Below are 19,490 nucleotides of genomic sequence, written 5' to 3' on the forward strand. Positions count from 1 at the left end.
GGGATGGGGTTTTGCCCCGTCCCCTTTTTTGCTTTGGGGAGGGCGTGTCTGTCGCGTCGCAAAACACCAGATAAAACCTACCAAAATAAACCTGTCCCTTTTTGGCAGGTGGGAGGAGATGCGTATGATCAAGGCAGTGCTGTTTGATATGGACGGCGTGCTGGTCGATACCGAGTGGTTCTACAACCGTCGCCGCGTGGCCTTTATGGAAGAGAAGGGGTTCCATTTTGACGAGATCCCCGATCTTTCGGGGTCTAACGAGCCTGCCATTTGGAAGTCGCTGGTGCCCGACGATATTGAGCTGCGCGAGCGTCTGCGCGTGGAGTACAAGCAGGTCTACAGCCCGGTTCACCCCGTTCCGTATGCCGAGCTGCTCAACGAGCAGACGGAGCCGGTGATGCGCGAGCTGCACGAGCGCGGCGTGAAGTGCGCCATCGCAAGCTCGTCCTATCGTGAGCTCATTGACGAGCTGGTTGAGATTGCCGGTATCGCCGACGTGCTGGACTACACCATCAGCGGTCACGAGTGCAGTGCGTTTAAGCCCGACCCCGAGATCTACCTGCGTGCCATGAAGGCGCTGGGAGTTGACCCCGCCGAGTGCCTGGTTATCGAGGACTCGCCTTTGGGTATCGAGGCCGGCAAGCGCTCCGGCGCCCGCGTCCTGGCACTGCGTCCGCATGAGGGCGTCAACCTGGACCAGTCCGCCGCCGACGTCGTCATCGACAACCTGAGCGACATTTTGGCCGCTCTGTAGTGTCAATCCACCGCGAGAAGCACTGGTTCACGCGTCATTTGCTGCAGATTGGCTTAATTTGGCATCAATTTAGATCCGTTTGGCTTCGATTCGGGCTAAGTGAGTAGACTTTTTGGCGCAGGCCGAGCACAAAGCGTATCTGCCTTAGCAAAACCGCAGGTCGCAGAGGTGGCTATTTTTGGGTGTGCTCGGCAGATCGCAAAAAGTCTACTCACTTAGATTTTTGCCCTTTGGTCGTAGGAGTTGCTGGTCCCGTTTTGGTTGTCGAGAGAGGGTGAATTGAGGCGCCCTCTGTCGCTCCATGTTACAATCGCCGACATGCCCCACAACTACATCTGCCTTCGAAGGGAGCCTACGTGGCGAACGCCATCGACCAGCTCGCGGACCGCGTGCTCGTGCTCGGCCGCCTCACCATCGTCCGCCGCGCCATCACCGCCGTGGCGGTCACAATTTCCGCCGTTCTCCAGACATTCCTGATCCAGGCGTTCATTCAACCCGCCGACCTGCTTCCGAGCGGCCTCACCGGCGTCGCGGTCCTGCTCGATCGTGTTACCTCGCTGGGCGGCGTTCACATCGACATCTCGCTCGGCATGCTCGCGCTCAACATCCCCGTGGCGCTCCTGTGCTGGAGCGGCATTAGCAAGCGCTTCGTCATCTTCTCGATGATGCAGGTCATGCTCTCGTCGCTGTTCCTCAACATCTTTCATTTCGCCCCGTTTTTGGGCGACAAGATCATGCTCATCATTTTTGGCGGAGTGGTCTCGGGTCTGGGCGCTGCCATCGCGCTTAAGTCCGGCGCATCTACCGGCGGCACCGACTTTATCGCGCTGTGGGTTTCCAACCACACAGGCAAGACCATCTGGGGCGTCATTTTTGGTTTCAACTGCTTTATCCTGGCGATCTTTGGCTTTATGTTTGGCTGGGACAAGGCGGCATATTCCATCGTGTTCCAGTTTATTTCGACCAAGACCATCGACAGTTTCTATCGTCGCTACGATCGCGTGACGCTGCAGATCACGACGCGTAAGGCAGACGAGGTCATGACTGCCTACGTAAACCATTTTCAGCACGGCATTAGCTGCGCCGAGGTCGTCGGCGGATACAGCCGTGAAAAGATGTACTTGCTGCACACCGTTGTCTCGACCTACGAGAGCCAAGACATTATCAAACTGGTGTGCGATATTGATCCCGGCGCCGTGATCAATGTGTTCCACACGCTCAACTTCGTGGGCGGCTGGTGGGGCGGTCATGTCGACGAGCCCATGCCCACGGCCGTACCCGATCCCGACAAGCCCGCGCGCATGGCCAGCAGGCAGGCGCGCCTCAGCGAGCAGGACAGTCTGCAGCAGGACGACGGCAAGTAAGGATTTGCTGTATGTGGTGTATCGTTTTATCAAACTGAGATAACATATAAAAAGACGTTATATACGTATTAGTTATTTCGCTATTTTGATAAGAGTGATCAGATATGCCCGCACCCAAAAATGCACCGCTTTACCAGCAGATTTATGACGAGATCAAGGATGCAATCGAGAAAGGGGTTTATGCACCCAAGGAGCGCATTCCGTCCGAGCTTGAGCTTGCCGAACAGTACGAGGTGAGCCGTATTACGGTGCGCCGTGCCGTCGAGGAACTGTGTTCCGACGGCTATCTGGTTAAGCAGCAGGGCCGCGGCACCTTTGTCTCCACGCCGCACATCAACCGCCAGTTCCACGCCTCGACGCTGCAGACGTTCACCGAGCTTTGCGCCGATAACGGCATGAAGGCGGGCGCGCATGTGATCGATCGCCAGATTGTGCCGGCGCGCCAAAACGAGATGGAATTCTTTGGCCTGCAGAAGGACGCGCTGCTGCTGCATATCAAGCGCGTGCGTACAGCCGACGGTGAGCCCATCTTTGAGGAGAACATCTTTGTGCCGTTTGACGCTTACCGTGAGCTGTTGACGGCCGATCTTGAGGACAAGTCGATTTTTGCCGAGGTCGAGCGTGTTGGCGGAACGCCGATTGTCTCGGTTGGCTACCGTACGGTCGAGGCCGTTCGCGCTAACGCCGAGCAAGCGGTCGAGTTGGGCATTGCTCCGCACGATCCACTGCTCAATCTGCGTGCCGGCTTTATCGGCCCCAATGGCGAGCCGGTCCTGATGGGTAAGCAGTACTACGTGGGCAGCCGCTACGTCATGGTGATGTAAGTTACGCGGTTTTACCAAACCGCGTAACGGGCCGACGCTGCGCCCTTGGTTCCGCCGTTCTAACGAACGGCGGACCGGTCGACGCTGCAAACGCCCCTAAGCGGCAATCTGACGTTCAATCGTCGGTCGCGTACCGAAGTACGCTTCCCTCCTCTTTCACGTCACCTTGCTCGCTTGGGGGCGTTTTCGCTGACTTATGCTCAACTGGCGATGTTTCCGCGCTTATCAAGATAGTCATTGGGGACGTTCTTAAACGACTAGTCATTCAAGAACGTCCCCAATGACTACCCGCAGAATGAGCGTGGCCGGCAGCCGTGCGGCACCGGTCCGCGTGGCGGCGTATAATCGGCGGCAGATGACTTGGACGTTAGGAAACCATGACCGATAGCATGCAGCAGATGGCGCTCGACACGCTCGGCGCCTATTTTGGCTACACCTCGTTTCGCCCGGGACAGGACCGCATGGTCGATGCGATCCTTGCCGGTCGCGACGCGCTGGGTGTTATGCCCACGGGCGCCGGCAAGTCCATTTGCTACCAGGTGCCCGCGCTCATGCTGCCCGGCATCACCTTTGTGGTGAGTCCGTTGCTGTCGCTTATGGAGGACCAGACCCGCGCGCTGCTCGCGGCGGGTGCGCGCCCCAGTTATCTCAACTCCAGCCTTACTCCGGCCCAGCAAAACACCGTGCTCAAGCGGGCGCGCGAGGGCCGCTACCAGCTTATGTACGTGGCGCCCGAGCGCTTGCTCGAGCCACGCTTTTTGGCCTTTGCGCAGGAGGCCGCGGCGGACGGCGGCATTGGCGTGCCGCTCGTGGCCATTGACGAGGCCCACTGCGTGAGCCAATGGGGCCAGGATTTCCGTCCCGCCTACCTGCAGATTCGTGAGTTCATCGATTCCCTGCCGCAGCGCCCCATCGTGGCGGCCTTTACCGCTACGGCGACTGAGCGTGTGCGCGCGGACATTCAGCAGATGCTCGGCCTGCAAAATCCCGCGACGGTGGTGACGGGCTTCGATCGCAAGAACCTCTACTTTGGCTGCGAGGAGATGGGCGACAAGGCCAAGGCAGCGTGGGTGCGCGACTATGTGATTGCGCATTCGGGCGAGAGCGGCATCGTGTATTGCTCGACCCGCAAGACGGTCGATGCGCTGGCAGGCGAGCTTGCCGAGGCGCTGGGCCCCAGCGGCATTCGCGTTGGCCGCTACCATGCCGGCATGGGCAATGACGCCCGCCGCCAAAGCCAGCGTGCCTTTATTGACGACGATCTTCAGGTGATGGTTGCCACCAACGCCTTTGGCATGGGCATCGACAAGCCCAACGTGCGCTACGTGATCCACAACAATGTGCCCGAGAGCATCGAGGCCTACTACCAGGAGGCGGGCCGCGCCGGCCGCGATGGCGATCCGGCCAGCTGCCACTTACTGTGGAACGGCAACGATTTTCGCATGCGCCGCTTTTTAATCGACCGCGGCGATGCGGCCGACGAGGCGCTCGACGACGAGCAACGCGCGTGGGCGCTCCAAAATCGATATCGTCTGCTCAGCCAGATGGAGGGCTACTGCAATACCACCGGCTGCCTGCGCGAATATATGCTGCGCTACTTTGGCGACGAGGCCGCGGCCGAGCATGCTGCTGCGGCTGGTGCGGGCGCCACCGCCACGGACGACGCCGAGGGCTGCGGCAACTGCAGCAATTGCCTCACGCAGTTCGAGGTCGAGGACGTCACCGATATGGCCCGTGCTGCCGTGCGCTATGTGGCCACGCGACCCATGCGCTTTGGCAAGTCGCTGATCGCCGACGTGCTCCACGGCGGCAATACCGAGCGCATTCGCCAGATGCATCTGGACGAGGACCGCGGCTACGGTGAGCTGTCGAGCGAATCGGTCGGGCGCATCAAGGACATCATCGGTCAGCTGTGCGGCCGCGGTTATTTGGCAACCTCGCAGGGGCAGTACCCGGTCGTTGGGCTGGGCCCGCGTGCCGTCGAGGTCGAGGATGAGGCGTTCGCCTTTACCGTTAAGCGTCGCGCGTCCAAGCGCAAGGCCTCGGCCCGCGCCCGCCGTGCGGTGGATCTGCTGCGCGAGGAGGCCGAGCTGGATCAGCGCCCGCGCGTGGGCGACGATGCCGAGCTGTTCGAGCGCCTACGCGCCCTGCGCAAGGAGATCTCGACCGAGCTGGAGATGGCGCCGTACATGGTCTTTTCCGACAAGGCCCTGCGCGGTCTGTGCCGTCTACGCCCGCAGACGCGCGACGAGCTTGTCCAGGTCAACGGCATTGGCGAGAAAAAGGCCGACGCCTTTGGCGAGCAGTTTATGGCGGCGATTGAAGAGTTTGAGTCCGAGCATGCACGGGATGGAGCGTAACGATGGCTTTCGACGATAAAACTGACCGCACTGACGTGTCCGCCGTGCCGCTGTACCAGCAGGTCATGGACGACCTGAAGGGCGAGATCGCACGCGGCGTGTACGCGCCCGGCTCGCGCATTCCTTCCGAGATAGAGCTCGCGAAGTCCTACGGCGTGGGGCGCATTACCGTGCGCCGCGCCATCGAGGAGCTGTCGCGCGCGGGGTACCTCAACCGCCAGCAGGGGAGGGGCACCTTCGTGTGCGCCCCCAAGCTCAAGCGCAAGATTGTCCAGAAAGGCGACGTCCAGAGCTTTTCCGAGGGTTGCGCCGCCAACGACATGGTGGCCGGAGCGCGCTTGGTGTCGCGCACGGTGGTTGCGGCGACGCACGAGGACGCGGCGTTTTTTGGCGTGGAACCCGGCTGCGAGCTCATTGTGGTCGAGCGCGTGTGCACGGCAGACGGCGTGCCCGTCATGCTCGAGAACAACGCCTTTGTGCTCGCCGACCATCCCTACCTGCAGACGCTTGCCGATAAGGACCTCGCCGACAACTCGATCTTCTCGCTCGTTGCCGAGCATTCGGGTCGCGCGCCGCTCAAGTCCGACCCCTGCACCGTGGAGATTGCGCTGGCGGATGCCCATGCGGCCCCGCTGCTGGAGGTGCCGGTCGGCGAGCCGCTCTTCTATATGGAGGCCTACTTTACCGACGCCGGCGGACGCCCTCTACTGCTCGGTCGTCAAAAGATCGTGGGCTCGCGCTACGTGTTCGACATCTAACGTCCACAGATAGAACAACATAGAACAAATTTGCCGGGATGACTTCACGGGCGTTATTACACGTGTTATAAATAGGACAACATAGAACGACCGCAGGTACGAGCTGCCGTCGCTCAAAGCCGCCACACAAGGAGGAGCGTCACCGTGAACGCACACGATCTGATTCAGGAAATTATCGAGCGCAAGGGTAAGATCGAGAACGTCTTTTGGATCGCCTGCGGCGGTTCGATGATCGACCTGATGCCGGCTAACGAGCTGCTCAAGCGCGAGGCCACCACGTTTGCCTCGACGGTCTACACGGCACGGGAGTTTTGCCTGATGGCGCCCAAGAGCCTGGGGCCGAAGTCGCTCGTCGTCGCCTGCAGCCACAGCGGCAATACGCAGGAGGTTGTCGATGCCTGCGAGATGGCGCTCGCCGCCGGCGCCGAGGTCGTGACTATGACCGACTACGCGGGCTCCAAGATCGACAACGGCAAGTGGACCACCTGGGTCTATCCGTGGGGCAAGGGCGAGTCGCAGGCCGAGGTCCCGCAGGGCATTGGCGTGCTAATGGCTGCCGAGCTGCTCGACCAGCAGGAGGGCTACGAGGCGCTCGCCGACATGTATGCCGGCCTTAAGCAGATGGACGCGCTGCTGCCCGCCGCCCGCGAGAAGGTCAACGCCGAGCTGGGCGATCGCTTTGCCGAGCTCTGCCAGCAGCACGAGTTCTTCTACATCCTGGGATCCGGCCCCAACTTTAGCCAGACCTACGCCATGGCCATCTGCTCGCTCATGGAGATGCAGTGGCAGCACTGCTGCTACATCCACTCCGGCGAGTACTTCCACGGCCCGTTCGAAGCCACCGAGCCCGGCGTGTTCTACTTTGTGCAGCTCGGATCGGGCGAGTGCCGCCCCATGGAGGAGCGCGCGCTGGCGTTCCTCAACACGCACACCGATACGGTCATGGTGCTCGACGCACTCGAGTACGGCGTGGGCGACGTGCCTGCCAGCGTGCGTTCGTACCTGGAGCCAATCTTCTTCTACGCGATGAGCTGCGAGCTGCGCGCAGCCCGCGGTAAGGTGTTCGACCACAGCCCCGAGATTCGTCGCTACATGGGCATCGAGCAGTACTAAGTAACGGGAAAACCATTCACCTTCGATTCGCAAGGGCGCTGCGTGAGTCAAAAAAGTGGGCCGCGCCGGGGATTTCCGGCGCGGCCCGCTTAGTATCGCGCTTAGATTCGCAAGGTTGCGGTAGCCAGCGGCCTACTTTGCGTCGTAGGCCTCGGTGTCCCACCAGTCGAGCTGGGCGATGTTGTCGCGGATGTGCTGGCAGCTCTTGTGGAAGCCCTCGAGCTCGTACTCGGAAAGGTCGAGCGTGTAGACCTCCTCGACGCCCTCGGCGCCGATCACGCACGGCAGGGACGTGAAGATGCCCTCCTCGCCATACTGGCCGGTCATGAGCGTGGAGGCGGAAAGCACGGCGTGCTCGTTGTGCAGAACGGCAGCGCAGACGCGCGCGGCGGAGTTGGCGACGGCGTACTCGGTGCACTGTTTGCCCTGGTAGGTTACGTAGCCGCCCTTGCGCGCGAGCTCCTCGACCTCCATGTGGTCAAAGGCGTACTTGTCGGGGTTCTCGGCCTGAAGCTCGTTGAGGCTCTTGCCGGCGATGGTCGCGGCCTTAAAGGCGGCCAGTTGGCTAAAGCCATGCTCGCCAATCATGTAGGCGTCGATGGACTTGGGGCTCACGCCGACCTTCTTGGAGATCTCGGTGCGCAGGCGGGCGGAGTCCAGGCCGCAGCCCGAGCCGATGATCTTCTTGGGATCGTAGCCGGTCAGGTGCCACAGCTCGGTGCACACGACGTCGCAGGGGTTGGAGATGCTCACGAAGATGCCGTCAAAGCCGGCGTCGACGATGCGCTTGGCAAAGGTGCGGGCGGCGTCGGTGGTAAAGAACAGCTCGCCGTCGCGGTTGCTGGCGGCCAGCGCGACCTTGCCGGCGGCGTTGACGATGACGTCGCAGCAGGCCAGCTCCTCGTAGTGGTCGTAGCAGTTGACGATCTTGGTGTTGTACGGGACAAACGAAAGGGAGTCGCGCAGGTCCTGGACCTCGGACGTCACCTTGGCCTCGTTGATATCGCATAGGTACAGCTCATCGGCAATGCCCTGCATGAGCAGGCTGTTGGCGACATGTGCTCCTACGTGGCCCTGGCCGACCACCCCGATCTTACGCGTCTGGTACATATATGTATCCTTTCGGCCGAGTTTTTCGCGTCGAACCATTGTAGCGTCCTGTTGCCACTTTGCTAGGCTAAAGCGCCACAGATTTTGGGACATGCCGTAATCTCTACTTTTGGAGTGATTTGGGCCGCTGACGGCATCGCTGGGCGATGTGCTCGCGCGGATGGGGCCGGTCGTTGTACCATAGCTGCAACTGACTCGTAAGGAGCATCCATGCCCATTCGCATCCCCGACGCCCTCCCTGCCGCCGCGCAGCTCGAGAGCGAGAACATCTTTGTCATGACCGAGTACCGCGCGCTGCACCAGGACATCCGTCCGCTGCGCGTGCTCATCCTCAACCTCATGCCCACCAAGATCGCCACCGAGACGCAGATCATGCGCAAGCTCTCCAACACGCCGCTGCAGGTGGAGGTGGACCTGCTGCGCACCAAAACGCACGAGGCCACGCACGTGAGCGCCGGCCACCTGGAGACGTTCTACCGCACGTTCGACGACATCCGCGACATCCACTACGACGGCCTGATTATCACGGGCGCGCCCGTGGAGCAGATGCCGTTCGAGGAGGTCGACTACTGGCCCGAGCTCTGCCAGATCATGGATTGGTCCACCACGCACGTGCACTCTACGCTGCACATTTGTTGGGGCGCGCAGGCCGGTCTGTACCATCATTACGGTATCCAGAAGTACGATCTGCCGGCAAAGGCGAGCGGCGTGTTCGAGCATTATCTGGTGAAGCCGCAAAGCCCGCTGGTCCGCGGCTTTGACGACCGTTTCTATGCCGTGCATTCGCGCAACACCGATGTGCGCCGCGAGGACGTGGAGGCCGAGCCGCAGCTTGAGGTCGTGGCCGTGTCCGACGAGGTGGGCCTGTATATTGTCAAGTCGACCGACAGCCGCCGCTTCTTTGTCTTTGGCCACCCCGAGTACGATACCGACACGTTGCGCCTGGAGTACGAGCGCGACGTGAAGCGCGGTCTCAACCCCCAGGTGCCGGCGCATTACTTCCCGAACGACGACCCCACCGCCGAGCCGCGCAACGTCTGGCGCAGCCAGGCTCAGCTGCTCTACACCAACTGGCTCAACTACTACGTCTACCAGACCACGCCCTACGACCTGGCTCGCGCCGGCGAGGAGCACTAGGCCTGTTGGGAGGTGCGCCGGCGGTTAGGCGCTGATGATATGGGGTAGCGGCAGGTCGTGGGCGTCGGTGGGAACGTGGTCGACACGCTGCTCGTCAAAGGCGATGCCGATGATTTGGCATGCGGGCGAGAGTATGGGCAGGTAGCGGTCGTAGCAGCCGCCGCCGTAGCCCAGGCGCGCGCCGGTTTGATCGAAGGCCACGAGCGGCACAACAATCATGTCGAGTGCTTCGGCAGGCACGATGGGGAAGCGGTCGCTGTCGATGTCCGTGGCCGCGAAGGCCCGCGTAGGGTGGCCGATAAACGGGGCCGCGTCCGCGTCGCCGGCAGCAACTGCCCGCATGCACATGCGTTGGCCGCGTGCGGCGGGGTCGCTTGCCGAGAACATGCACGGATAGGCCACGCGCCAGTCGCGTTTGGCGGCCGCAGCGGCAAACGCGGCTGGGTCGACCTCGGAACCCATCGCGGCATAGACGGCAACGGTGTGCGGTGCCGCGGCACCCAAGCGATCCATCAGCTCAACAAGCCGCGCGCATACAACAGCAGACTTCGCCGCTCGAACATCCAAATCAAGAGCATTGCGTCGGGCAATCACCGTCCGCCGCAACTCGGTTTTATCCATCCCGGCCTCCTCAGGCAAACCTACCAAAAAGGTACAGGTTTATTTGGCAGGTTTTATCTGGGCAAACGTCAAAAGCACCACAAAGGGGCCTGTCCCCTTTGTGGTGCTTTTGACGTTTGCGTAAACGCTACAACGCCGCAGCGATTGCTTCAGTCACAAACTGATTGAGTGACTTACCTTTCTTTGCCGCTGCCAGCGCCGCTTGCTTGTGGAGCTCGGAGCCCGTTCTTACGTTGAACGAGCCTTTAAAAGCCCGCTCGGGTTCCTTGCCCTTTTCGGCGCAAAACTCAAGGTAATCGTCGACGGCGTCGTGGAAGCATTGCTCCACTTCTTCAGCCGTGGAGCCTTCAAATACGATTGCGTCCCTAATGCCGGTGACCATACCTGTTAGCACATGCTGTTCGGCATTGAACTCGACTGGGGCGAAATAACCCTTGTATGCCAAAACGTTACTCATGACTACCTCCGACATCCTGCAGAAATCGAACGATGTTTCGAATGGTCCCCGCTGTCAATTCGTCAGATGGATGTGGCGCGTGCATTACGAACATCCTGCCATCTGATGGCCTGTAAAAGCGAACGCGCGATCCGGATGTCTTGCCTTTGTTGTCCATTTCAAAGCCATATGAAGCCATGACTTTTAAAAAATCGGTATACCGATACGTCGAAGGGCAGCTAAACGGTTGGGCGATGAGTTTATCGGCTCGAGTCATCCCGCCTCACATTCTGCAACTATATTCTAGTTGCAATTTAGATCCGATGCAATCACCCATACTATAGAACATGTGTACGTATAGAACAAGTGTTCGAACCACTACAAAGGGGCCTGTCCCCTTTGTAGTGGTTTTGCTTGTTGTGGTTAGCCCAGCAGGTCGACTACGTTAAAGCCGGCGTTGCTCTTGGCGATGACGTCTCGACCGCCAAAGACACAGGTGGGCGACTCGGCTGCAATGCGCGTCACGTCGGCGCCGAGCGAGCGCAGCTCACCGGGCGTGGCGGCGAGCATCTGGGCGCGACGCTCCTCGCGCGCATGCGGATCGAGCCCGGCCAGGTAGATCGTGTTGCGGCGCTTGGTGAGCGCGTACGGCTTCACCGGCGCGTCCATGCCACTCACGCAGCTCACGATAAATCCCTCAAAGGCGGCCTCGTCGGGCTCAAAGCTGCCGAGCCATTCGCCTGCGCGCGCCACGCGCTCAATCGAGGGATCGATCGCCGGGTCGCGGTAGGTGTAGAACGCCGTTTGACGCTCGCCAGCCGCGCGGAATCCGCAACCGTATGCGCCGCCCTTCACACGGATCTCGTTCCACAGGTAGTCGTAGGAGAGCGCGTTGGCGGCAACCGCCCAGGCGCCCGTCACGTCGAGTCCCAAGCGACGCGGGTCGCACGCGCTTGCCGCAAAGCAAATGTCGCTGGGGATGACGAAAGCCTCGTGACGGTCGCGCGGCGTCGGCACCACGAGCACGTTGCGGCCGGCATCGGCGCCGTCGCCTGCGCCAAGCCCCAGGTCGCCCGCGGCATCCCAGTACGCGTCAAAGTCCTCATCGCTGCCGGTAAAGCTCGCCAGGCAGCCGTCGGCCACAAAGATGCGGTCTGCCAGCTCGGCAAGCTTGGCGCGCAGATTGTCCAGTCGCTCGTCAAAGTGCTCGAGCAGATCGCGCAGGAACAGGTAGAAGTCCACGCCCGAGAGCTGTTCGCGCACCACGGCCGAAGGCGAGGTGTAGCTCATCGCGCGGCCGAGTGCCGCCGAGTGTCCGTTGTTGATAAAGCCTTGCTCAAGCCCAATGCGAATCTGCGTGAGCACGTCGCGCACGCGGTCGGCGTCAGCATCGAGCAACAGCGTGCTCGACCACACCTCGCGCGGCAGGCTCGCCAGCGCATCGATCTTCTCGGACAGGGCGCCGGCGCTCACCAGCAGATAAGGGCGCACGCCGTCCACGTCGGGCTGTGTCATGACCTCGGTCGTAAAGCTCAAAAAGCCCAGCTTGCCGGCGAGCAGATTGTCGAGTTCCTCGGCCGAGTGCTCGCTCGTGGGCAGCTGTTTGAGCAGGCGGCAGAGCAGCGTCACATAGGGCAGGTCCTCAAATGCGACGCAGCTCAGGTCGAAATACTGCATGGCGTAGGCCAGGCGGTTGGTGGGGATGCCGTGGCGCAGGCAGGGGATGGGCGCGGTCGTGTCTACGACCAGCGGCGGCTCGGGGCGCGCCTCGCCAATGTCGGACACGCGCAGGCGCGGCAGCGTGGCCTTGTCCTCGGGCGTGTCCTCGGCCTCCTGCGCGGCACGCAGCGCAGCCGTGCGCTCGACCACGTCGGCCAGCTCGGCATCGGTCATGGCGTCGCGCTTGGCTGCCAGCTCGGCAGCTTCGGCGCCCTCCGAACCCTCAGCGGCGTCCACCGGAACCAGCTCGACCAGCGCCATGTGGTCGTTCTCCAGCACGAGCTCGCGCAGAAGGTCCTCAAAGTAGCTGCCGTCCAGCTCGCCACGCAGCTCCTCGTACACCGGGCCGTACTTGAGCGCCAGCGTCGCGGCGTCGTCATCGTAGAGCCAGGTGCTCAGCGCGTCGCACGCAATGGCCACGCCGTCGGCGATACCGTAGTCGCGCTGGCGCAGGTCGTACTCGTTGCTGCTGATGATGGCCTCCAGGCGCTCGCGCGGAACGCCATGCTCGCACAGGTCGCGGCAGGCGTCCTGGAACACGCGGCGCAGCTCGCGCGCCACGCCGGGCTGCGCGTTTTGCAGCATGATGAGCTCGTAGGGCTGCAGGCACTCGGCCGCGGTGTAGCTCACCACGTTGCCGCCCAGGCCCGCCGCCAGAATTGCCTTCTTAACCGGGGCCTCGTTGGAGCCCAGCAACGCCTCGAACAAGATATCCGCCGCGATCGTGCGCTTGCGGTCGAGCGCTGGTCCCAGCACCAGGCCCAGGCCCACCAGGGCGTTCTCGGGCGTGGTGGCCATCTCGACGCGCTTGTAATCGCAGGTCACGGGTGCCTGCACGCCCAGCGGATTGGGTGCCAGCGTGGACGGGTCCTCACCGGCGGCAACGGCAGCGTCCATGCGGCGGCTCGCGGCACTCGGCTGCGACAGATAACGCTCGTCCAAAAACGCCAGCGCGCGGTCCACATCTAGGTCGCCGTAGAGCGTTATATAAGAGTTGGAAGGATTGTAGTGGCGCGCGTGCGTATCCAGGAACTGCTCGTAGGTGAGCGCGGGAATCGCGCGTGGGTCGCCGCCGCTCTCGTGCGCATAGGCGGTGTCGGGATAGAGCGCGGCGTTGACGGCGTCGTCCAGCACGCTCATGGGGTCGGACAACGCGCCCTTCATCTCGTTGAACACCACGCCGTTATAGCGCAGCGTTCCCTCGCGCAGGCTGGCGGCGCTGCCGTCGCCGCCAGCGCCCTCCGGCAGGTCCAGCTCGTAGTGCCAGCCCTCCTGCTCAAAAATGGTGGGCTTGGTATAGATGGCCGGGTTGAACACCGCGTCCAGGTACACGTCCATCAGGTTGTACAGGTCCTGTTCATTGGTGGTGGCAACGGGGTAGATGGTCTTGTCGGGGTAGGTCATGGCGTTGAGGAACGTCTGCATGGAGCTCTTGATCAGATCGACAAATGGCTCCTTGACGGGGAACTTGGCCGACCCGCACAGCACCGAGTGCTCAAGAATATGGAACACGCCGGTAGAATCGGCCGGCGGCGTCTTAAAGCCAATGGCAAAGGCCTTGTTTTCGTCGTCGCACGCCAGGTACAGCAGGCGCGCGCCCGAGGTGGTATGGCGCAGTACGTAAGCGTCCGAGTCGAGCTCGGGCACGGTCTCGCAGCGCTCGACGGTAAAGCCGTGGCAGGTAGTGCCGGGCACCAGCAGCGCGGCAGCAGCGGCGCGCGGGTCAATTGAGGTAGTGGACATATGCAGTCTCCTTTGACGCCCCAACGGGGGCGAATCGAGTCGAATCCCCGAGAGTATACCCATATGGGGCCTTCGACCAATCTGCCGGATGAGCGTGGATTTTCTGGCACACGAGCGTGGAAATTCGGACGTCTGCCGCATGAGCGTGGATTTTCGGACGAAATCGGCCGCCAAAAGCCCAAAAACCGTCCAAATATCCACGCTCGCGCGTCAAGTACGTATCTCTCACCTCACATTCATCTCTACGACGTGGGATGAATGTGAGACAGGTAGAAGATAAAAATCAATCGGCTTATCGGATGCATATACCGCCATCAGATTGAAGCTGTATGCGGAAATGGATGGACTCTACACCGCTTACGCAAAATAACCCCTCGTTTGCTAAAACATTATAGGAAATGGCGTGGAGTGCTAAAAAGTTCTAATACAATATAAGTCATTTATCTATAGGCTGCTGATTCCTTGTAAAGGTATGGTTGATATGGTTGAGGCAAATAGCGTTATCCCCCTGTACAAACAGATTGTTCGTGCGCTTTCTGATTCAATCGCCAACGGCACGTACCGCCCGGGAGATAAGCTTCCGACCGAGGCGGAGCTTATCGAGCAATTTGGCGTGAGCCGAATAACGGTTCGCTCCGCAATTAAAGAAATGGAAGATGCTGGGCTTGTTGAGAGGGCCCGCGGCAAGGGCACGTTCGTTTCGTCGGACACGCAGATGTATGCCGCGGACGACCGTGAGAGCTTTACCCATTCGTGCCAGCTTGCGGGCAAACAGGCGTCTACCAGGGTTCTCGAAATGGGCTGGGACTTCCCAAGTCTGCGAGACGCGAAGTTCCTGGGCGTAGACGATACCCAAAAGGTATTGCGTAGCCGTCGTCTGCGCCTTGTGGATGGCAAGCCCACGATGCTGGAAACCAATAGCTATTCCGCTGCGCTTTCTTTTTTGGAGCATGAGTCCCTCGATGATTCGCTGATGGCGGTACTCGATCGCCAGGGGATCAAGATGGGTCCCAACACGCGTACGCTCGAGGTCTGCTATGCGAGCGAGCTCGAGGCGGCATACCTTAACGTGGAGCTGGACTCTTCGCTGCTTCTGTTTGTCGATAGACGTTATGCCCCAAGTGGCGAGCCGCTTTTCATCTCCCGTCAGGTGTACTGCACCGAGCGACTGAAGTTCTATTTGTAAATTAGCGATAGATTGGTCGATTTACCGACCAATTGTTACCGTTCGCGGATTTGGAAAATAGACACACCACGTAGGGTAGATTGCTAATATACTTTGTTATGACAATATAGTACGTCCTATTGGTATTGGAGAACTATGAATAAGATATTGCTAGCGAGTCATGGTTATCTCGCCCAAGGCATGAAAAGCTCTCTGGAGATTCTGATGGGCACCAACGACCGAATCGAGTGCCTGTGCGCCTATGTCGATGACGATTCAAGGGACGTCGCGGCGTTGATTGATGCATGGATGGAGACGAGGGGCCCTGCCGACTCTTGGTTTGTCGTGACTGACATCTTTGGCGGCTCTGTAAACAACGAATTCATTCAGAGGCAGACCGACGGATCGTTTACGTTAATCGCTGGAATGAACTTGCCGCTGCTGGTGGAAATGGTTACACAGCTGGACTCCCTGGATGCGGACAAGGCCAAAGCCGCGGTCGAGGGATCGCGTTCGTTTATTCAGCTTTGCGAGGCGGCGGACATGCTTGCCGGCGCCGAGGAAGAAGAGTTCTAGTTAGTTCTGGTTCGAGCCCTAGCTAGGGGCCACACCTGTCATTCCCTTTATCACGTGCGGAGATGATAACGATGATTAAGCTTACGAGAGTTGATTACCGACTGATTCACGGCCAAGTTGCCATGTCCTGGACTCACGCTTTGGATGTAGATTGCATCTTGCTTGCCAGCGATGCTGTGGCAAAAGACGACATGAGGAAGGCGGCCTTGAGGCTCGCCCGCCCCAACGGCGTTAAACTCGTCATCAAGGATGTTGACGCTGCTATCGAGGCGCTCAACAGCGGCGTTACCGACAAGTATTCGCTGTTTATCATCACTGAGACGATTGAAGATGTCTATCGTCTCGCTAAGGGTTGCAAAGACATCAAAGAGATCAATCTGGGCGGAACCCGAAAGACCCCTGAGACCACGCTTCATCCGACCCCTGCGATCTTTGCGACCGAGAAAGATGCCGAGCATATCCAAGAGCTCCTGGGCGATGGCGTGGCCATCGAAATCCGTCAGGTCCCCAATGACGCTAAGGTGTTTGCCAAGGACGTTTTCTAGCCGGAAACACGTTGATGCTCGGCATTTATTGAACCAATGCTCTATGCCTATGCCCGTCGATCATTTGATCGGCGGGCTTTTTATTAAAGAAAAATCAAAAAATCTGAAATAGTTCTTGCATAGTTAGTTATATAAAGTATTATAACGTCATGGGATGAATGAAGGGTTCATCCAAGTGAGTTAGGAGTAAGGGATGTTCAATTTCGATGAGCCTCGTTACGAGAAGGTTGTGAGCGATGCCCTCGCTCTCCGTCCTCAGATTGAGGCTGCCGTGGACGAGGTCTGCGAGCAGGGTTATTCCAACATCTTCTTCATCGGCTGCGGCGGCACCTGGGCCCACACGCTCCCGATGAAGTATTGGGTCGAGACCACCACGGCCGACGTCGATGTCCACTGCGAGATCGCCGCAGAGTTCCTCGCCTGCCCGCCCAAGACCTTCAACAAGGATTCTGTCTGCGTCTTCTCCACCCGTACCGGCACCACCCCCGAGATCATTGAGGCTGCCAAGTTCTGCCAGGAGCAGGGCGCCCGCACGCTGATGTATGTCTCCAACGACAACACCCCGGCCACCGAGTACGCCGATTACAAGTTCTTCAGCTTCGCCGAGGACGACGTTCTGTGCGAGGCCATCTACACCTACCAGATCACGCTGGTCGCCCGCTTCCTCAAGAACGCCGGCGCCTTCCCCAAGTACGACACCTTCATGGAAGAGTTCGGCAACATCGCTCCGTACCTCATCAAGGCCAAGGACGCTCAGGACGAGCGCTGCGCCGCCATGGCCGAGGACTTCAAGGACACCGATTACCACATGGTGATTGGCTCCGGCATGCTCTGGGGTGAGGCCTACGACTACGCCATGTGCATCCTCGAGGAGATGCAGTGGATCAAGACCAAGTCCATCCACGCCGCCGAGTTCTTCCACGGCACCATCGAGCTGTGCGAGGAAGGCACGAGCCTCATCATGCTCTACGGCGAGGACGACACCCGTAAGCTCATGGACCGCGTGGACAACTTCACTCACATGCTCGCCGACGAGAAGGGCGTCAACGTCCGCGTGAACAAGTTTGACACCGCCGAGGTCGAGCTGCCGTTCAGCGACCCCGAGTTCCGCAAGATCGTCTCCCCGATGGTCACCTACACCATCACCGAGCGTCTGAGCTGCCATCTCGAGCACGTCCGTAACCACCCGCTCACCACGCGTCGTTACTATCACCAGATGAACTACTAATCCTCTCAAATTGCTGCGGTTGTCTGCAGGCGAGCTGCGCAGAATGCCTCGCCTGCAGACCTGTTTCTGGGGTTGATCGAAATGGTTGTCCAGTATCTTCTAGTTGCACTGGTCGCATTTATTGCGTCCATGGACGAGCAATTATTTGGCATTACGATGCTTGGTCGTCCGCTGTTTACGAGCCTGTTTGTCGGCTTGATCCTTGGCGATGTCCAGCAGGGCGTTATCGTCGGCGCTGCTTTGGAGTCCATGTTCATGGGCGCCATCATGGTCGGCGCGGCGGTTCCTCCCGAGGTCTATGCCTCCGGCGTGCTTGGCTGCGCGTTTGCCGTCATTACGGGTACGGGCACGGCAACTGCCGTCGCGCTCGCCCTTCCCGTCTCCGTCTTCCTTCAGGTGTGGCGCAACTTCTGCTACGCCGTTCCGGGTGCCTTTGCCTGCAAGAAGATTGAGACCGCTCTGGCAAATCGCGATCTTGCCAAGGCGAATCTGTACCATCTGACCATCGTGCCGCTGTCGATTGGCATTCCGTCTGCACTGCTGGTGTTTGGCTCGCTGTTCTTTGGTGCCGACCTTATCAACAATGCGCTCAGCGCGATTCCGCAGTTTGTGATGGACGGCCTCAACGTTGCGTCCGGCGTCATGGTCTGCATCGGCTTCGCTCTTCTTATCAGGACCATGGGCGATAACAAGCTCCTTCCCTGGCTGTTCCTGGGCTTCATTATGGTCATCTACCTCAAGATGGACGTGGTCGGCGTCGCCGCAGCTGCCATTTGCGTCGCGCTGCTCCTGGCCTTCCGCGAGGGCTCGTCCGGTCCGCAGACGGTTGCTGCAGATGAAGAGGAGGACTTCTAATGGCTATCCAGAACACCGACCTCAAAGAGGCCAAGAAGGACGCGATTATGACTCCCGATATGTATCGGAGCATGTTCCTTCGCCAGTTTACGAGCCAGTGCTCGCAGTCGTACGACAAGATGATGGCAATGGGCTTCATGTACACCATTCAGAAGCCCCTGCGAAAGATCTATCCCAACGACGACGATTACTATGCGGCGCTCGATCGCCATACCGAGTTCTTTAACATCACGCCTCATGTGCTTCCGTTTGTAGCCGGCCTAACGGTTTCGATGGAAGAGCAGGCGGCTGCCGATAAGAACTTCGACACGTCCTCGATTAACGCCATGAAGGTCGGCCTCATGGGACCGCTTTCCGGCATCGGCGATTCGTTCTACTGGGGTACGTTCCGCGTGGTTGCCGCCGGCATTGGTATTGGCATCGCTTCGACGGGCAACCCGCTCGGCCCCATCGTGTACGCGCTCATCTACTCCGTGATTAACTTTGCAACGCGTATCGTCGCCGCCCATCTGGGTTACGACTTGGGAACCAAGTTTTTGCAGCAGTCCGAAGAGAGCAACCTTATGTCTCGCATGACGCATGCTGCCGGTGTCCTCGGAATGACCGTTATCGGCGCCATGATTGCGGCACAGGTCTCGCTGTCCACGGCTTTGACCTTTGACGTGGGTGGTTCGGAGATTGTCCTGCAGGATCTGTTCGATTCGATCTTCCCCGGTCTGCTGCCCTTGCTGGCAACGTTCGCTTGCGTTGCCCTCTATAAAAAGGGCGTCAAGACCATTTGGATCATCTTGGGCATCTTCGCAATCTGCATCATCGGAACGGGCTTGGGAGTGTTCGCGGCGGCGTAATGTTGACTGCTATGCTCGCGCGTTGGATAACTAACTGACCGTTTGAAAACGGGGCTCGGCGTAAGGCCGACCCCGTTTTTTGTTTGAGGGATTTTCCGACCGTCCAATAATCCACGCTCATGCATCACTCACGCATCTCTCGTCTCTCATTCGTCACTAATACGAGAGATAACAGAAAGACGAGAGATAAATATGAGAGATAACAATGCTGCAAGGTGGCTAGGGGATCGAGTCAAAGTTCCCGTATACATGAGTTTACCTGCGCGAACGTGATTTGCTTGAACCGATAACGGTAATTTTGTCTCTCCTTGATTCTCATCTTCATTGCAACAGA

General features: G+C 59.7%; 19 protein-coding genes. 13 read left to right on the forward strand and 6 right to left on the reverse strand.

Features of this window, described 5'->3' with window-relative positions; genetic code table 11:
* Positions 1 to 124: 124 nt before the first annotated feature.
* The 6 genes from DW850_RS07725 (at position 125) to DW850_RS07750 (ending at position 7,173) form a co-directional block, all read left to right on the forward strand.
* The gene (locus DW850_RS07725; RefSeq protein ID WP_158565245.1) at positions 125 to 754 is read left to right on the forward strand and encodes an HAD family phosphatase; all 630 of its coding nucleotides are present in this window, start codon (positions 125 to 127) and stop codon (positions 752 to 754) included.
* Positions 755 to 1,110: 356 nt separating this feature from the next.
* Positions 1,111 to 2,118, forward strand: a complete 1,008-nt coding sequence (locus DW850_RS07730; protein WP_117786750.1) for a YitT family protein — start codon at positions 1,111 to 1,113, stop codon at positions 2,116 to 2,118.
* 104 nt (positions 2,119 to 2,222) lie between these two features.
* Positions 2,223 to 2,942: a GntR family transcriptional regulator gene (locus DW850_RS07735; protein WP_117786751.1), complete on the forward strand. Its 720-nt coding sequence runs from the start codon at positions 2,223 to 2,225 to the stop codon at positions 2,940 to 2,942.
* Positions 2,943 to 3,319: 377 nt separating this feature from the next.
* Positions 3,320 to 5,302: an ATP-dependent DNA helicase RecQ gene (locus DW850_RS07740; protein ID WP_117786752.1), complete on the forward strand. Its 1,983-nt coding sequence runs from the start codon at positions 3,320 to 3,322 to the stop codon at positions 5,300 to 5,302.
* Positions 5,303 to 5,304: 2 nt separating this feature from the next.
* Complete coding sequence (locus DW850_RS07745; protein WP_117786753.1) at positions 5,305 to 6,060, forward strand: GntR family transcriptional regulator; 756 nt, start codon at positions 5,305 to 5,307, stop codon at positions 6,058 to 6,060.
* 144 nt (positions 6,061 to 6,204) lie between these two features.
* Positions 6,205 to 7,173 (forward strand): SIS domain-containing protein, encoded by a 969-nt coding sequence (locus DW850_RS07750; protein WP_117786754.1) that lies wholly within the window; start codon positions 6,205 to 6,207, stop codon positions 7,171 to 7,173.
* A 132-nt stretch (positions 7,174 to 7,305) separates the two neighbouring features.
* On the opposite strand, the gene DW850_RS07755 is transcribed toward DW850_RS07750, so the two are convergent.
* Complete coding sequence (locus tag DW850_RS07755) at positions 7,306 to 8,283, reverse strand: L-lactate dehydrogenase (protein ID WP_117786755.1); 978 nt, start codon at positions 8,281 to 8,283, stop codon at positions 7,306 to 7,308.
* Between the two features lie 210 nt (positions 8,284 to 8,493).
* Here DW850_RS07755 and metA point away from each other — a divergent pair, with 210 nt between their 5' ends.
* Positions 8,494 to 9,420, forward strand: a complete 927-nt coding sequence (gene metA, locus DW850_RS07760; RefSeq protein ID WP_055250586.1) for a homoserine O-succinyltransferase — start codon at positions 8,494 to 8,496, stop codon at positions 9,418 to 9,420.
* A gap of 24 nt (positions 9,421 to 9,444) precedes the next feature.
* Here the strand turns inward: metA and DW850_RS07765 are convergent, their stop codons facing one another.
* The 4 genes from DW850_RS07765 to DW850_RS07780 form a co-directional block, all read right to left on the reverse strand.
* Entirely contained in the window at positions 9,445 to 10,041 is a 597-nt protein-coding gene (locus tag DW850_RS07765; RefSeq protein WP_117786756.1) for a 5-formyltetrahydrofolate cyclo-ligase, read from the reverse strand.
* 127 nt (positions 10,042 to 10,168) lie between these two features.
* Positions 10,169 to 10,498: a type II toxin-antitoxin system HicB family antitoxin gene (locus tag DW850_RS07770; protein WP_117786757.1), complete on the reverse strand. Its 330-nt coding sequence runs from the start codon at positions 10,496 to 10,498 to the stop codon at positions 10,169 to 10,171.
* Positions 10,491 to 10,754 (reverse strand): type II toxin-antitoxin system HicA family toxin, encoded by a 264-nt coding sequence (locus DW850_RS10515; RefSeq protein WP_117786758.1) that lies wholly within the window; start codon positions 10,752 to 10,754, stop codon positions 10,491 to 10,493. The genes DW850_RS07770 and DW850_RS10515 overlap by 8 nt, the downstream gene beginning before the upstream one ends.
* 146 nt (positions 10,755 to 10,900) lie before the next feature.
* Positions 10,901 to 13,939 (reverse strand): insulinase family protein, encoded by a 3,039-nt coding sequence (locus DW850_RS07780; protein ID WP_117786759.1) that lies wholly within the window; start codon positions 13,937 to 13,939, stop codon positions 10,901 to 10,903.
* 481 nt (positions 13,940 to 14,420) lie between these two features.
* Between DW850_RS07780 and DW850_RS07785 the strand changes: the two genes are divergently transcribed.
* From DW850_RS07785 to DW850_RS07810, 6 genes are all read left to right on the forward strand, one after another.
* Complete coding sequence (locus DW850_RS07785) at positions 14,421 to 15,125, forward strand: GntR family transcriptional regulator (RefSeq protein WP_117563729.1); 705 nt, start codon at positions 14,421 to 14,423, stop codon at positions 15,123 to 15,125.
* 135 nt (positions 15,126 to 15,260) lie between these two features.
* The gene (locus tag DW850_RS07790; protein WP_117583838.1) at positions 15,261 to 15,680 is read left to right on the forward strand and encodes a PTS sugar transporter subunit IIA; all 420 of its coding nucleotides are present in this window, start codon (positions 15,261 to 15,263) and stop codon (positions 15,678 to 15,680) included.
* A gap of 71 nt (positions 15,681 to 15,751) precedes the next feature.
* Positions 15,752 to 16,225 carry a PTS sugar transporter subunit IIB gene (locus tag DW850_RS07795; protein ID WP_117634363.1) on the forward strand — a complete coding sequence of 158 codons (474 nt, stop codon included), beginning with the start codon at positions 15,752 to 15,754 and terminating at the stop codon, positions 16,223 to 16,225.
* A 193-nt stretch (positions 16,226 to 16,418) separates the two neighbouring features.
* The gene (locus DW850_RS07800) at positions 16,419 to 17,453 is read left to right on the forward strand and encodes an SIS domain-containing protein (RefSeq protein ID WP_117640663.1); all 1,035 of its coding nucleotides are present in this window, start codon (positions 16,419 to 16,421) and stop codon (positions 17,451 to 17,453) included.
* Positions 17,454 to 17,534: 81 nt separating this feature from the next.
* Positions 17,535 to 18,308 (forward strand): PTS sugar transporter subunit IIC, encoded by a 774-nt coding sequence (locus DW850_RS07805; RefSeq protein WP_117716592.1) that lies wholly within the window; start codon positions 17,535 to 17,537, stop codon positions 18,306 to 18,308.
* On the forward strand, positions 18,308 to 19,156 hold the full coding sequence (locus tag DW850_RS07810; RefSeq protein WP_192924133.1) for a PTS system mannose/fructose/sorbose family transporter subunit IID: 849 nt from the start codon (positions 18,308 to 18,310) through the stop codon (positions 19,154 to 19,156). Before DW850_RS07805 ends, DW850_RS07810 begins: the two co-directional genes overlap by 1 nt.
* Positions 19,157 to 19,302: 146 nt before the next feature.
* On the opposite strand, the gene DW850_RS10435 is transcribed toward DW850_RS07810, so the two are convergent.
* The coding region (locus DW850_RS10435) for a hypothetical protein (RefSeq protein WP_233540643.1) at positions 19,303 to 19,490 on the reverse strand (188 nt) is incomplete at its 5' end.

The sequence above is a fragment of the Collinsella sp. AM36-4AA genome (assembly GCF_003467795.1).
In the GTDB taxonomy this organism is placed as follows: domain Bacteria; phylum Actinomycetota; class Coriobacteriia; order Coriobacteriales; family Coriobacteriaceae; genus Collinsella.